We start from the raw sequence: 13733 nt of genomic DNA on the forward strand, positions 1-13733 counted from the left end.
CCCGCTCACTGGTAGGTGACCAGCGACGGCGTCGGCTGCACCTCGGACATGGTCTGTTCCGGCGTGAGCATCGGCTTGTCCTCGTCGTAGAAGTTCTTCCAGCCCCAGTGCAGTCCGTCCGGCCCGCCGGCGTGCAGCGCCTTCCACGTCGCCTGCTTGTCCGGCTGCGACCCCTGCCCGTCGACGTGCACGAGCAGGTCGAGCTCAGGGTGGGACGCCAGCGCGCCACGGTCGGACACCATCGAGGACCGGAACTGGTGCAGGACGAGTGCCTTCGGCGGCAGCCCCTCGCGTCGGACGAGCCCGGCGAGCCACTCCGACACGCCGTTCACCTCTGCGGCGCTGACCGTGCCGATCTGCTTGAGCGGCACCTGGTCCGGGCCGAGCCGCCACTCCGGGTCGAGCGCCAGCCACACGTCCGGACGCTGCAGCAGCGACTCGTACCGCTTCGCCTGCGACAGGAAGTCGCTGCGTCCGGGCTGCAGGTCGATGATCGTCGGCATGCCGGCCCGGTGCGCGGCATCGACGTACGGCTCGAGGGTCGACACCGGGAGCTCGCGCGAGTAGTCGCCGTCGTCCCCGGCCTCGCCCGCCGCCACCGTCGCGATCACCTCGAACGCGGGCGTCACCGGCACGTCCGACAGCCCGCGGTACTCCGCAGCGAGCTTCCGCGCCCGTTCGACACTCGCGGCCGCGTCCTGCTCGCCGAGGACGCCGAGCACCGGAGCCCCGGGCGCGCCGTACAGGGCCGTGTACCGGTGTCCGTCGAACGGCCGCTGCCCGCCCGAGCCGATCCGGTACCCCGTCTGTGCCGCCCGGACCACCCACTCCGGGTCCCCGAGACCGGCGAAGGACGCCCCGAGCAGCAGCGTCGGATGCCCCGCCGCCCGGTGCATCGCCCGGACGACCGACCCCGACGCAGCCGGGTCCGACACGCCCGAGGGCATCTCCACCAGCTGAGCGCCGGCAGCCCGGGCGGTCGCCACCGCGGCAGCGTCGGACGACCGGTCCGCGACGAGCACCGTCTGCCGGGAGGCCCGCCCCGCCTCCGCCCGCTGGCCCGCCTCCGGTGCGTCGCGCTCCGGCACCTTCGTGTCGAGGGTCACGCTCCCGACCGACTGGTACCAGGACGCGCCGAGCCGCTCGAGCTCGTCGGTCACGGCCTTCTTCGACGCCGTCGTGCCGGAGTCGACGAGGAGGGCCGGCACGTGCGCGCGGACCGCGGCACTCGCTGCCTTCCGGACGGCGTCGGCGTCACGGGCCGGCGCGACGACGGCCCCGGGAGCAGACCGGAACAGGGCACTACTCACCCGGACCGACCGCTCTGCGGCCGACTCCTGTGCCACCACCGTCACGGCGTCCGACGCAGCGCGGGTCAGCGTCGGGCGCGGGGCCGGCGTGGCACCCGAACAGGCGGCCACCCCGAGCACGAGACCGGCCACAGCGAGTGCGAGCAGGGAACGGGCAGGACGAGAACGCATCGGCCCACCCTAGGAGCCGAGCGGTCGTCACCCTGAGAACCGCATCCGTGCCGGCTCGTAGAACGGGAGCATGCACCGACAGGCCGACGACCGACCGATCATCGGGCCGGTGGCGGCTCCCGACCTGCACTGCATGACCCTCAACCTGCGCCGGAGCGTGCACCGACCAGCGGGACACCCGGACTCTTGGGAACACCGCCGCGACGCCGTGGTCGCGCTCGTCGCCTCCGAAACGCCCACCGTCCTCGCCGTCCAGGAGGCCCTCCGCCCCCAGGCGGTCGACCTCGCCACCGGCATCGGGTCGCGCTGGGAAGCCCTGCTGCTCGGACGCGATCGGTACGGCGACGGCGAGGCCGTCGGGCTCCTGGTCGACACGGAGCGCTGCTCCGTCGTCGAGCGCCGGTCCTGGGCGATGTCCCGCACGCCGCTCCGCCCCGGCTCCCGCTCGTGGGCGACCGCCTTCCCCCGGCACGCCGTCGGGGCGGTCCTCGACGACCACGCCACCGGTCGTCGCTTCCTCGCGCTCGCCACGCACCTCGACGTCGCATCGCCCTGGGCACGCCTCCGCTCGGCGCAGCTGCTCGGCCGGATCGTCGCCCAGTCCGGCCTCCCCGCCGTCGTGATGGCGGACTGGAACGCGCCCGCCGGGTCGGTGCCCTGGCGCGCACTGGCGGAGGCGGGCGTCCCCGACACCTGGGGGCGGGCCTCCCGGCAGGAGACGGCGGAACTCGGGACGTACGCCGCCTACCGGGAGCCGCGTGCCGACAAGCCGCGCATCGACGGTGTGCTCGCCACCGAGGACGCCGTCGTGTCCCGCGTCGCCGTCTCCACCCGGCGACCCGGGGGAGTGTGGCCGTCCGACCACCTCGCCGTGCACGCCGTGCTGTCCTTCGGGACCACCGCGTGATCGCGACCCTGGGGACGACGTTCCTGCGTCGGCCGCACGGTGCCGTCTGGGCTGCCGACGTGCTGCGGGTCCTGACGCTCGTCAGCGTGCCCGTCGCCACGGCCGTGTGGGGCGGGGTGGCGTTCGCCGTGATGTCGCTCGCGCTGCTCGGCGCCGTCGTCCCGCGCATGCTCGGGCTGCGACCGACGTTCGACACGGCCGTCGTGCTGCTCAGCCTGGTCGCCGCGTGGAGCAGCGCGCTCGACTGGTACACGACCGTGTTCCTCTGGGACAAGGTCGTGCACGTCATCCTGGTCGGGCTGCTCGCGGCGCTGTTCGTCGTGATCGCCTCGGACCTCGGCGTCGTCGCGTCGGCCCCACGTGCCGGCGTGCTGCTCTCCGCCCTCGTCGCGCTCGCTGCGGGGATGGCGGTCGGGTCGGTGTGGGAGATCGGCGAGTGGCTCGGTCACAACTTCGTCGACGACACGATCGTCGTCGGCTACGACGACACGATCGGTGACCTGGCGGCGGACGGGCTCGGGGCGCTGCTCGCCGGGTTCGCTCTGCCGTGGCTGTCGCGGGAGCGGCGGGTCGTCCAGCCGATGCACCTGCGGGGGTGACGCGCCCGAGTCCGGTCCCGTGGCGCGGTGGGGCTCGCGCTTCCGCTATGCTTGACGGGCTGCTCCACGCTCGGTCGGGTGTGGAGCAGGGCTCGCGGTCTCCCTGGTGGAGACGGGGTCTGGGTCCTCCGGGGCTCGCGGGCTGTAGCGCAGCTTGGTAGCGCACTTGACTGGGGGTCAAGGGGTCGCAGGTTCAAATCCTGTCAGCCCGACCGAAGGGGTGTCTTAAGAACCGTCTTAAGAACCCAACAACGAAGAGAGGCCCGCAGCCATAAGGCTGCGGGCCTCTCTTCGTTGTTGGGGGTCTCCGGGCTCAGGCGGGCCTGGTTGCCGCCTTCGCTCGCTTCGACCGACTGGTCTTCGTGGCGGCTGCTCTCTCGGCGGCGACCTTCGCCGCCTTCTCCCGTCGAGCCTTGGCGCGCGCCTGGCGGACCTCGAGGTCCGGAACTCCACCCGGAAGAGTGCCTGTGTACTCGTTGAAGAACTCACGGTCTCTGCGCCGCTGGATCGGCGGTTTGCGAGGGGGACGGTTCTCGGCTGCTCGGCGGTCTTCGATCTCCTTCGCCTTCAGGAAGTCGCAGATCTGCTTGATGTTGAGCGCGACGAGCAGGAACGTCAGGAAGACGTAGCCGGATGCGAAGCCGCGAGACTGTCTGTTCAGGTGGTCGTGGAGAGACCCGTACTTCGGAGCCTTGAGCATCGAATTTCCGTTCTCGATGAGGTTGCGCGCGTAGCCGTGGAAGTCGGTCCACTCGCGGGACTTGTACCGCAGGGCTTGGGTGAGCGGTGGCAGGTGCTCCTTCGGGAACTTGACGGAGTCCTGACAGCAGATGAGGGGAAGGTCGTCGCCGACCGGGTAACCGGGTTCGCTTGGGTCCACCTCGTCCATCGTCAGCAGCTTTGCTTCGGATACCCGTGCTCGAGTCTTCTTGAGCGGGCACTTGATACGAGGGCTGTCGCCGGATGCGGGGCACATCATGGTGATGCTGCCGTCGGCGTTGGGACGTGACTTCGGTCGCACCTCCCACTTTTCCCGCTCGTCGACGCGCGCACGGTAGGTGACTTCATCGATCTCGCCGTCCTTGACGTGCTTACTGGCCATCTGGAGCGACATGAGCATCGCTGGGCAGTAGGCAGCGCTTTCGATGAAGATCGCTCCGGCATACCCGCCTCGGGGACCGAGGCGGTCGTCACGCCATTCGGTGCTGGCCTCCCAGCCGAGCTTCCGGACCGGGTCGTAAAGCCGCTCTGGCTTTGCATTGGCGAAGTACTCCATGTCGGCGTCCGCGATGCCAGGCAGGTGTCCGGCGCGGACGATCTGCTCGAGGACGAACGCGGCGGCTTCGACGTTGCCGCTGCCCGGGATGCTCAAGGTAGCGCCGAGGATGAGCTGTGGAGCCTTGCATCGGTCGTCCGTCTTGAGCAACACGCGGCGTGCGATCGTGGCGTTCCACCCCCAGAGGTAGTCCTCCTCAGTCTCGTACTGCGCCATCTGACCCGGGGGAGCGTCGATGCGCTTCGACGTCTCGGTGACCTTCCATGCCGCGAAGGGGGACACCGGGCCCGAGCGTGGCTTACCGGCGGCTGCCAGTACACGGTCCTTCTCGATGCGCTTGGCGATCTTGTCCTTGTTGTGCGACATGCCCGTGGTCAAGGGAGCACTCATGTGCGTGCCGTCGAAGCTGACGTCGACCTCCTTGCGGTCAGGCGCGTTGCGGATGGCGCGCGGCTGGAGGTAGAACGACATGGTGAGGAATCGAGTCATGAACTCGGCAAGGCGCGCCATGCCGATGGCTTCCCGCTCCTTGTCGAGGTTCTCCATGGTTGCGGCGTTCTGCTCGACGGTCTTCGCTGTGTAGCGGTCTTCTCCAAGGTGGGGGTCGACGATGGCGATGAAGCGTCGGTGTGCGTTGCCCACGTTCTGCTGCCAGTTCTCGACCTTCATGAGGGACTTCTTACTGTTCGGCTTGGGGAGGCCGAGTTCTTCACGTGCTCCGTTGGTGAGCATGCCGTAGAAGACGGAACCGATCTGGAGGATCAGTTGCGGCTGTCCCGCAGTGGTCACGAGCATCCACCCGATGAGCAAGTTCTCGACGGAGATCAGCGCGGGTGCGCCGCCGTTCGACTGCCGGAAGCCGTCCTCGTGGCGCCAGATCGCGTAGGCGTCCATGACGCCGGTGGCCTCGAGTCGGGCCTTGGCGAGCTTCACGGTTTTCCGGTTGAAGACGGAGAAGCCAGAGCGGGTGTCCGCGATTTCGTTGTCGCGGAGGCGGATCTTCGAGAAGGTCTTCTCCTTCGCGATGTCGTAGACCGCGCTTTCCTGCACCGACGGGTTCTTGCGGCCGTCTGTCTCGAAGAACCGCATCGCCTCACCGTTGCTGATGCCGTAGTCGCTCATCGGGAAGCTCCCGAGATGCCCGTGATGGCGTCGAGGTGGTCGCTGATGTTCGTCGAGGAGGCGTGGGCGTAGTAGTCGGCGATCGAGGCGAGTGAGCTGAAGCCGGCGACTTCTGCGATGACGTCGAGCGGAACGTTCGCATTGAGGAGGCCGACGATCCAGCCGGAGCGGAGACGAGCCGGGGTCAGTCGAACTGGTCCCGGGTGCGCGCTAATGAACGACTGAATCGGGCGCGGTGCGTATTCCTCGAAGTTGTAGCCGTGGAAGAGGAGGTCCTCGTCGGTGCTGAGCGCCTGGTCAAGTGTGCGAATCCAGTTCGCGCTCACTGGGACGTTGCGCTCGGAGGCGCCGCGCACGGTCACCCATCGGCGGTCGCCGTCGACGACGATGTCGCTGGTGCGGACGGTGATGATCTCGGCCGGGGTCAGGCCGGCGCCGGCACCGAGCGCGAGGAGGGTTGCGCCGTTGCGTCGGGCCTGCGCAGTGGAAAGCGCGATCTGCCACGAGTGCAGCTGGGCCATCTCCGCACTCGTGTAGGGCGCCAAGCGTCGCGATGCGGGCGGTGCGAGGCGGCTGGTGCGTTCTCCGGTGAGCAGGGTTGTGACCGCGCCGAGGTGTCGAGTGGTGTCGAAGCGGTACACGGCGGAGTGGCTCTTGAGGACCGTGTTGACGTAGAGCGAGATGGTGGAGTCGCGGAAGACGCGCTCGGGGGTGAGGTCGCAGCCGGTGTGCAGCCAACGCCACGACACCAGCCCCGCCACCATGGACAGCAGCCGACGTGTGTTTGAGTACGTGGTCGGTGCCACTGCGCGGAGCACCTCGCGGACGAACGGCCCTGTGGTTGCGTAGGCGGCGCGGTTGATCTTGGGCATGTAGTTCTCGATCGCGTCGTCGATCTTCTTCGCCACGGCAGCGTCGGTCGGGTTGATGGGCGGCTGCGGTCGGGACGAGTGCGGAGCCTGGGACTTGGTCGTGTTCTTGATCACGAGGGGCCCTATGCGGGCCGGTTCGGACCAGCTGGGACTTTTGGAACTGGGCCGTCGGAAGGGCCCGGCTTCCGCTAGTGCAGGGGGAGGAACCGCCGGTAGCGGTCGAGCGAGGCGTACGTCTGAACACCTGACTCCAAGAGCAGCGTGTCGACGGGCGTGTTGTTGACGAGTCGTCCACACAGCCATGTCGAGCGCATCCGTGCGGGCCGGATGTCGAGGTCGGTCGCGGTTCGGCGGACGAAGTCAGCGACTTGACCAGATGCCGCCGAGTGACGTCCGGCTCGGAAGACCCAGTCGTCTTCGTCGAGAGTCTGGATGGCTCGACGGAGGACCGGCTGCCAATCGTCCTCGACGGGGACTGTCCGCCGACGGGCGTCCCGGACTCTCACGGTGCTGCCATCGAGTGCGACGTCTTGGTGCCGCACCGCCAGTAGCTCACGCGTCGGAAGTCCAGCGCCGAACCCAAGAGCGAGCAAAACGCCTGCGTCGCGCCGAGCAGTAGCGGTCCCACGAGTCCTGGCCCAGGAGTACAGCTCTGCACGCTGTTTCGCATCGTAGGGAGGGGTCGGTGTCGACCTGCCGATGCCGTGTAGTGGCGTCGTCGGTATCTCAGTGGTGACGGCTTCGCTGACGCGGAGCAGCTTGCCCCGCATCGTGTTCTTCGTGCCTCGGCTCATCCCCGGCATGCCGTTGATGACGAAGCTCTCGATACGGCTCCGCCGGAACATCTTCTGCCGGTCTAGGTCGAGCGCCTTTGTCTGCCAGCACCACAATACGAACGGAGTCAGGAACGGGTACAGCGACCGAGGCTCGACACTGAGCTCAGTGCTGACGTCGTCCACGAGCGCGGTGAGAAATGGGCCGATCCGATCCCACCACGGCAACGCAAGCAACGGTGTGTAGGTCGAGGACGAGGAGGAGTCCGAAGTCACGATATGCAGCCCTTTCGTAGTGCGACCTGCGGAACGGTAGTGATCGCAACGACGGAAGTCGTCCTGTTTCTGGCCTCGGGTCCGAGTCCAGTGGGGCGGCAGCACGAACCGCGATCCGTCCGCGCATAGGCGTCCCGAGGCCGACATCCGGCCTCGGGAAGGAACCCCGTGCCGGATCACCACAGCGTGCTCGAGCAACTGCATGCCCGATGGGGCGCGATCGCCGCTCTATCCGCAGCCGCACTCACGACAGATCAGCGGCTAAGCGTGGAGTTCTACCTCGCCGACATCGAGCGGGATGAAAGCGCCGAACCGCACGTGCTCCGCTGGATCTCGATGGCCCACGAGCTCGACGAGTTCATCAGATCCCATCGTCGCCTACCGCTGGCGAGCGCCGCGCGACCTCGACCGCGCACGCCTGAGCAGCAACTCGTCGATCAACTCGCGTACCAGCGCCGCCGGTCCACGCGTGCGGCGATGGTCGAATACCAACGCGCACGCCTGGAAGTCCTCCCGGGCTTTCAATGGGAGCCGCAGAACGATCGCTGGGATGCCTGGCTCGAGCAGCATCAAGCATTCTGGAACCGAGAGCAGCGGCCTCCTCGTCGACGAGCGCCCGACTCTCAGGAGGCGAGCATCGCACGCTGGGTCGCACACCAGCGCGCATCGGAGCGAGCAGGCACCCTGCCCGCAGAGCGGCGTGCGCGCCTCCTATCAGCACAATTCAGAGTGTTGTGAGTCGAGTACGTAGGGGAGCGTGGACGAGGTCAACGCGTTCCCGGCGAAAGCCAGGAACGACCGCACACTGTGTCGGGGCGCATGTCCGGATAGCGCCCGGTCAGCGCGACGATCAGCGGACTAGGTATGTGAGACGACTCTCGTACCGCGTCTCCCAGTGCACGAAGTGCTTGATGCCGAGTTCGGTCGGCGACGGGCTACCGAGCAGTAGACGGCGGCCGGGGAGGTGCTGCTTCACTCGGCGCTGGTACTGGTCCAACGCGTCGCCGGCGAGCTTGACGACGTGGAACGGATCTATCACCGGGACCGCGTCCGGGAGCAGCGGCCGGGCGCCATGTCCAGCAGCTTGGCCTGCCCGGTGTCGGTGCGGTTCGGGGTGGGGTCGATGATGCCGAGCTGGCGGGCGGTCGTGACCGCTCCCCGGGTGAACGTCCCCGTTGTCACCACGATGCCGAGCTGCGCACGATGAATCGGTAGGACGCCGTTGAGCTGTCGGACCGTCGTCACACCGGCGCTGCGTGGGATCTGCAGCGGAGATGACGAAAGCCCCCGACCGCCGGAGCAGTCGAGGGCCATCGCCATTTGGCGAGTTCGAGGGAAGCGGAACCACCCACGACACCCCGTCGGCTAGTCCAGGGGCTTCTTCACCAGTTTCCGTGCAGACGCGGCGATCATCGCCGCTCCGAGCATCATCGGGTATCCAGTCGCCGCGCCGACGCCGAGGAGCGCCCCTGGGTTCAGGGAACCGGCATCGTTCGACGTCCACGTGACGTGCTGGAACACCGCGTACGCAACGATGGCGAGAATGACGATCCCCGCGGTGAGTCCAAGAGTCGGCCACTGATCAGCTACCAGCACCGCGACAGCGGCGACCACGCCGATCAGGACCAGCATCAGAGGGCTGATGAAGAACCCTCCGGACGAAGGAGCGGTCGACACTACCGCGATGGCGTAGTAAGCGACCAGCCCGAACACCACTCCGAGCGCAACGGACGCGATCCGGTGCCGTGCCGGCCGGCGCACTTCCGTGGTCGGCGGATGAAGATCCGAGATTGCCATGATGCCTCCCTAGATTGGCTGCAGCTTAGACGCTGCAGGCCAGCTTCACTTCGGCGGATTGAGCGGTCACAGATGCCCCGATCGAGTTGAGTCCGTGCCACCTGGTGCTCGACGTCCCCTTGCACTTCTTGTCGGTTGCCCAGTACAGGGTGGAGTTCGGCGTGACGGTCACCGTTTCGAAGTCTTGAGCCTTCCATCCGAGAAGAGCTGGTGTCTCGAGAAGGCCGTTGACGGAGGTGGAACCGGGGCACCCGGCACTCAAGTGGTGCGAGTGGTAGCTCCACGCGTACCCAGACTCCTTGTAGGGCTTCTCCGCGGTGGAGGAGCTCGTGCACGCCGCGCTGATTGCCGTGTGGATCGCGGTGCCATCCGCGTAGTTGACCTGCACGCTCTGTCCCGGCTCGAGGGAGACACCTGCTGGGAGCGGAACCTCTTCGGAGGACTTGATGCTGTTCGGTGCGGCACTGGCGACGCGGGGGCTCGTCGATGACGGCGACACGTCCAGGCGTGCTTTCAGCGCCGACATTGCTGCGTGGTCGACGGGCATCGCGGTTGATGTCTGGTCGATTACTTGGGTCCCAGTGGCAGCGGTCGTGTCTGCCTGCGCCGGCGCGGCAGCTCCAATGGTAAGAGCCGCGAGCGTCATCGCCCCACCCAGAGCCGCAACACGAACGTACGAATGCTTACGCATGAATCCCCCTTGATTCGGAACCTGCACATCGTTGTCCAGGTACCCGAAACATAGACCCATCGTTCTACATAGTAAAGTCACAGTCGCATAACCCCCAATCGCAAAACAACAGTCGCGGCACAGGTCATCAACCAAACGAAGCAGCCAGACCCGCCCACGCCGCGCCGAGCCGCGCTTCACCCTCAGGTCCGCCGGTAACGACGGCTGCAGGGCCGGAGCGGCCGTGACGTCTGACTGTTCCCGAGGCGTCCACGGGGCGGCTGCGGATCGCACGACGGCAGGGAGGTGGTCGGCGCCGGTGATGGTGAACGGCGCCGCCTGCAGGACTGCTGGGTTCCGGAGAACCACCGACCACGTGTCGTAGGTGCTGTCCTTCGCTGAGACGACCCGCGGCCGCCGACTGGCGATGCTGCCGAGCACCTCGACGATGCCCACGTGTCTCGGTAGCCGATCGGCTATCGAGACGGGCTTGCGGGCCGCGTTGGCACCTGAACTTTGGCATGCCGGGCTGCGCGAGATACAACTCGGTTACGTTTGATGGCATGGGGGAAGGGACTGATAAATCGCCGAGCGTGCTCCGCCTGCTCGGCGCGCTCGTCGCTCTGGTGCTCCTGCTGGGCGGGGTCGCCTCGGTTGTGTCGGTGATAGTGGGTACCGCGATCCAACGCTCGCTGGCACCAGTCCAGGTCGCCGACGGCAGCACGTGCAAGCCAGTGAGCGGCGACTGCGTGCGTCTCTCTCGGTCGGCTGTCGAGGAGAAAACCGGCACGGTGCTCCCGCGAGGCGCCCACCTCGTCGCCTCTGGCACCCGGCATACGCTCAAGTCATTCGAAGCGTGGGCTGTGGCGTGTGTCCCCGATGCACCGCGCTTGTTCGAGGAGGCGAGACGCAGCGGGTTCGTCGACGCAGATTCGGCGTTCTCGCCCTCACGCAACGACTGGTCAGGCAAGGGACCGGTGTCGCTTGAGCTCCGCAGGACCACGCAGTCAGACGGAGATCAGTGGATCGATCTCGGGGGACGCTGCGACCAAGGCTCGTACGTCTATCTGGGGTACTACCTCGACAAGTGAGGGCGCCCTGGTCTCCCTGAACCCTGGCTCAACGGTCTCGAGAGGAACCATGCTGGTCGCCCGTCGAGGGCCACGGGATGCAGCAGCGAGGGTGAGCTTTCAGCGGGTCAGCGGATCAAGCACCACTAGAGCACCGCTCGTCCCGCGATACGCACGTGCATCTCGGGGACGACCCATGGCCGGGTACCCGTAGGTCCTAGCGAATAGTCAGTTGCCAAGCGCTGTCGTTTGACGCAGCCACTGCGCTAAAGCCCACACCTTGGACACCTGTCCGCCACGTGTGCGGAAGCCTGAGCGTCCGCGGCTTCGTATCGCATCTCACGTCGACGCCTTCGCTCCGGGACGTAGCACCCGCGTCGATAGACAGGTAGCCGCGGACCGTACCGTGCCCGAAGCACCAGAGGGTGACACTCCGAAGTTCAGTAGGACTCGCGAATTTCATCCTGACACGTCCGGCAACGTCCTCAGTGTTGCCGCTTTGCCCCGCTCCCACGCGGCCGGAAAGGACGCCAAGGAGGTCGCCATCGTCCCCCCCCCCCCCCGTCGCTGCTTCCTGTCGAGTCTGCCAGCGGCCGATCGCAGCGTCGTCGTCAGGTGCAGTGCCAGCGCAACCGGCAAGCATCGTGATCGCGATGACGGTCGGCAACACGGTCTTCAGCATGAGGCGCACGGAGCCCATAGTAGAAGCGCGGTAACAGCGACGTGTCCCCGGTTTCAGGTGTCGATTGCGCGTGCATCCGTCCCGACGGCCGTTTTCGAATGGGCAAACAGCTTGCGGCGAAGTCCCGGTCCACCGACGTCGCTGCTGCGTCCGATAGTCGATCGGCTGTTGAGACGGATCGTTTCGGTGCGTTACAAACCAGCGAAACGGGAGCGGCATTACCGGTGACGCAGAGGCACGACGCGGCGTCAGCTCTGGGTAGTCCAGGCTGCGGAGATGCTTCGGTCGACGACGCGAAGCCATCCGTCTGGGGCAGCCGGGTCCTGGCTGGCTATCCCGACGGTCCACAGGACGGTCCATGAGGTCCTCGGTGGCGATCTCGTCCACGAGCCGGTGCGCGTGATGTCGGGTGCGCCGATGATGGTGGCGGGCCCCCAGAGGGAGCCGAGCACCTCTTCGCCGGTGTCGAGGGCAACGATGCCGATGGCCATGGGCGCGGTGAGCTGGTTGAGTAACCCGCCGACGGGCGCGGCCGGTATCGACCATCGCCGTCCGGTGATTCCTGTTCGGTCGGACGTGGAAGCTGACCGCGACCGAGTCGGCCGGCGCGAGGGCTCGCCGCCCTCACAGGGATACTGGGATATCGCTACGGATCTGCTCTCATGATTGCAGGGTTCGATGCAGCTCCTGGCCGTCGGAGTGGCCTGGTTGCCCCTGTTACTTCTCGGACGGGACGTTGTAGCCCGCGGACGTTGCCGTGGCCGTTTCGGCGCCGAGCTTCGCGGTGACCGTGACGGTGAGGACAGTTCCCTGGTCCGCTGCGGTCGGCGCGTAGAAGAAGGTCGTTGCTCCGCTGATGGGGGTGCCGTTGCGGTTCCACTGCGCGGTCCGTGTCGCGGTGCCGGGGGAGGGGGCGTCGCCATTGATCGTGAGCGAGCCGTCCTGGGATTGGCTGTCCTGGATGACCGGGTTTCCGATGAAGCGCAACGCACCCGTGTGCGGGACGACGGTGACCGTACCGAGGTCGGTGTTCCCGCTTGTCGGCAGGGTGATGACGGTCGCGTCGTCGAACGAGGATGCGTCGTGGTACCAGGTCGTCTCGAACGGGGTTCGAGTCTGCGGCTTGCCGTTATCGTTGCCGAGATAGTCGGAGAACAGCAGCTTGTACTGAGCGACGCCCTGGTCCAAGCTGAAGCCCGGGTTCCCCGTGAGCTTGAAGTACCCCTGATCGTTGGTGTCGTACGGGCCTGAGTTCGGGCTGACGAACTGATCGGTGGCGGGATCGAAGCGAAGCGGATCCATGCCGAGGGCGGGTACACCGTTCCCCGCAGCATCGACGACCCGACCGATTACGGACGGCGCGACGGACAATGCGAAGTCGATGCCGGCTTTCGTGGCCGACGGGACAAGCGTCAGAGGCGTCGCAGCACTCTCCGTCGCGGCGTGGTTGAACCACTGGGTGCTGTAGGTGACTGGGAAACCGTGTTCGTCGCGATGCACGTAGTCCGTGAAGTCCGCGCTGATGACCTCATTGGCCGTGGCCAGCTGGTCGAGCGTGTAGCTGCCGTCGGCGGCTGTGGTCGTGTAGGCGTTGGAGAAACCGCCCTTCGGGTTCGCAGAGACATAGGCGCCGGCGACCGCCCCGCCCGTCGCGGTCGTGACCGTGCCCGAGACCGCAGCACCGCGAGCGAGTTCATCGTCGGCGGTCGCGGTCGGATTGGCCGACGTCAGCGTGACCTTGGTCGAGTCGCTCGACTGGAACGTGTGGCCGAGGTACTCGACGACGTAGTCGTGGTTGCAGCTCCCGCTGTTCGCGTCGTTGCAGTTGAACTGGACCGCGTAGGTGCCCGCGGTGAGCGGAACGTCGCTTGCACTGCTGGACGAGTCGTTCACCTTCGAGATCGACCAGTGCCCCGACGCGTCCGTGTACGCGTAGGCGCCGATGTTGTTCCCCGCGGTGCCGCTGAGGAACACCCGGACGCCCGCCAGTGGCACGGCAGCCGCGGTGGCGGACGGTTTGCCCGTGAGGGTCCCCGACACTGAGAACGCGGTGTCGGCCTGCGCTGGACCAGCCATGCCGAGCATTCCGACCATGGCTGTTGCAGCGATCGCGATCATCGCCAGCGTGCGAGAGAAACGGGTCTGTCGTTGCACGAGGTTCCTCCGAGTTCGGTCGAGGAACCGTCCGTTCCCCCCGAAGAGGAGCCT

At 67.1% G+C, this 13733-nt stretch carries 13 protein-coding genes, 1 tRNA gene and 1 pseudogene; 5 read left to right on the forward strand and 10 right to left on the reverse strand.

What is annotated here, in order from left to right; genetic code table 11:
• Positions 1-5 precede the first annotated feature (5 nt).
• Entirely contained in the window at positions 6-1481 is a 1476-nt protein-coding gene (locus SOM35_RS02365) for a hypothetical protein (protein ID WP_320514246.1), read from the reverse strand.
• Positions 1482-1551: 70 nt separating this feature from the next.
• Here SOM35_RS02365 and SOM35_RS02370 point away from each other — a divergent pair, with 70 nt between their 5' ends.
• From SOM35_RS02370 to SOM35_RS02380, 3 genes are all read left to right on the forward strand, one after another.
• Positions 1552-2388: an endonuclease/exonuclease/phosphatase family protein gene (locus tag SOM35_RS02370; protein ID WP_320514247.1), complete on the forward strand. Its 837-nt coding sequence runs from the start codon at positions 1552-1554 to the stop codon at positions 2386-2388.
• The gene (locus tag SOM35_RS02375) at positions 2385-2987 is read left to right on the forward strand and encodes a DUF2238 domain-containing protein (RefSeq protein WP_320514248.1); all 603 of its coding nucleotides are present in this window, start codon (positions 2385-2387) and stop codon (positions 2985-2987) included. Before SOM35_RS02370 ends, SOM35_RS02375 begins: the two co-directional genes overlap by 4 nt.
• A gap of 138 nt (positions 2988-3125) precedes the next feature.
• Positions 3126-3199 (forward strand) — tRNA-Pro (locus SOM35_RS02380).
• A 101-nt stretch (positions 3200-3300) separates the two neighbouring features.
• On the opposite strand, the gene SOM35_RS02385 is transcribed toward SOM35_RS02380, so the two are convergent.
• The 3 genes from SOM35_RS02385 to SOM35_RS02395 all read right to left on the reverse strand — a co-directional run bounded on the left by SOM35_RS02385 (position 3301) and on the right by SOM35_RS02395 (position 7306).
• On the reverse strand, positions 3301-5385 hold the full coding sequence (locus SOM35_RS02385) for a hypothetical protein (RefSeq protein ID WP_320514249.1): 2085 nt from the start codon (positions 5383-5385) through the stop codon (positions 3301-3303).
• Complete coding sequence (locus tag SOM35_RS02390; protein WP_320514250.1) at positions 5382-6371, reverse strand: tyrosine-type recombinase/integrase; 990 nt, start codon at positions 6369-6371, stop codon at positions 5382-5384. The genes SOM35_RS02385 and SOM35_RS02390 overlap by 4 nt, the downstream gene beginning before the upstream one ends.
• A 74-nt stretch (positions 6372-6445) precedes the next feature.
• Positions 6446-7306, reverse strand: a complete 861-nt coding sequence (locus tag SOM35_RS02395) for a hypothetical protein (protein ID WP_320514251.1) — start codon at positions 7304-7306, stop codon at positions 6446-6448.
• Between the two features lie 168 nt (positions 7307-7474).
• Here SOM35_RS02395 and SOM35_RS02400 point away from each other — a divergent pair, with 168 nt between their 5' ends.
• The gene (locus tag SOM35_RS02400) at positions 7475-8044 is read left to right on the forward strand and encodes a helicase associated domain-containing protein (protein WP_320514252.1); all 570 of its coding nucleotides are present in this window, start codon (positions 7475-7477) and stop codon (positions 8042-8044) included.
• Positions 8045-8255: 211 nt separating this feature from the next.
• On the opposite strand, the pseudogene SOM35_RS17370 reads toward SOM35_RS02400, so the two are convergent.
• From SOM35_RS17370 to SOM35_RS02420, 4 genes and pseudogenes are all read right to left on the reverse strand, one after another.
• A pseudogene (locus SOM35_RS17370) lies at positions 8256-8363 on the reverse strand (transposase); the annotation flags it as partial.
• Positions 8342-8626 carry a restriction endonuclease gene (locus SOM35_RS17375; RefSeq protein ID WP_414648537.1) on the reverse strand — a complete coding sequence of 95 codons (285 nt, stop codon included), beginning with the start codon at positions 8624-8626 and terminating at the stop codon, positions 8342-8344. The gene SOM35_RS17375 and the pseudogene SOM35_RS17370, both read right to left, overlap by 22 nt.
• A 45-nt stretch (positions 8627-8671) precedes the next feature.
• Positions 8672-9103: a hypothetical protein gene (locus tag SOM35_RS02415; protein WP_320514253.1), complete on the reverse strand. Its 432-nt coding sequence runs from the start codon at positions 9101-9103 to the stop codon at positions 8672-8674.
• Between the two features lie 25 nt (positions 9104-9128).
• Positions 9129-10229 carry a hypothetical protein gene (locus SOM35_RS02420; protein WP_320514254.1) on the reverse strand — a complete coding sequence of 367 codons (1101 nt, stop codon included), beginning with the start codon at positions 10227-10229 and terminating at the stop codon, positions 9129-9131.
• A 107-nt stretch (positions 10230-10336) separates the two neighbouring features.
• Between SOM35_RS02420 and SOM35_RS02425 the strand changes: the two genes are divergently transcribed.
• Positions 10337-10864, forward strand: a complete 528-nt coding sequence (locus tag SOM35_RS02425; protein WP_320514255.1) for a hypothetical protein — start codon at positions 10337-10339, stop codon at positions 10862-10864.
• A 909-nt stretch (positions 10865-11773) separates the two neighbouring features.
• Here SOM35_RS02425 and SOM35_RS17380 read toward each other — a convergent pair.
• On the reverse strand, positions 11774-12331 hold the full coding sequence (locus SOM35_RS17380) for an allophanate hydrolase-related protein (protein ID WP_414648547.1): 558 nt from the start codon (positions 12329-12331) through the stop codon (positions 11774-11776).
• On the reverse strand, positions 12243-13679 hold the full coding sequence (locus SOM35_RS02430; RefSeq protein WP_320514256.1) for a carboxypeptidase regulatory-like domain-containing protein: 1437 nt from the start codon (positions 13677-13679) through the stop codon (positions 12243-12245). Before SOM35_RS02430 ends, SOM35_RS17380 begins: the two co-directional genes overlap by 89 nt.
• Positions 13680-13733 lie beyond the last annotated feature (54 nt).

It is taken from the genome of Curtobacterium sp. CFBP9011 (assembly GCF_034045095.1).
Lineage (GTDB): Bacteria > Actinomycetota > Actinomycetes > Actinomycetales > Microbacteriaceae > Curtobacterium.

What these genes read in the sequence shown, in the direction of transcription:
- SOM35_RS02365 (WP_320514246.1), bottom strand. Translation starts at nt 1,481, where the DNA reads ATGCGTTCTCGTCCTGCCCGTTCCCTGCTCGCACTCGCTGTGGCCGGT.
- SOM35_RS17375 (WP_414648537.1), bottom strand. Translation starts at nt 8,626, where the DNA reads ATGGCGATGGCCCTCGACTGCTCCGGCGGTCGGGGGCTTTCGTCATCT.
- SOM35_RS02370 (WP_320514247.1), top strand. Translation starts at nt 1,552, where the DNA reads ATGCACCGACAGGCCGACGACCGACCGATCATCGGGCCGGTGGCGGCT.
- SOM35_RS02425 (WP_320514255.1), top strand. Translation starts at nt 10,337, where the DNA reads ATGGGGGAAGGGACTGATAAATCGCCGAGCGTGCTCCGCCTGCTCGGC.
- SOM35_RS02415 (WP_320514253.1), bottom strand. Translation starts at nt 9,103, where the DNA reads ATGGCAATCTCGGATCTTCATCCGCCGACCACGGAAGTGCGCCGGCCG.
- SOM35_RS02385 (WP_320514249.1), bottom strand. Translation starts at nt 5,385, where the DNA reads ATGAGCGACTACGGCATCAGCAACGGTGAGGCGATGCGGTTCTTCGAG.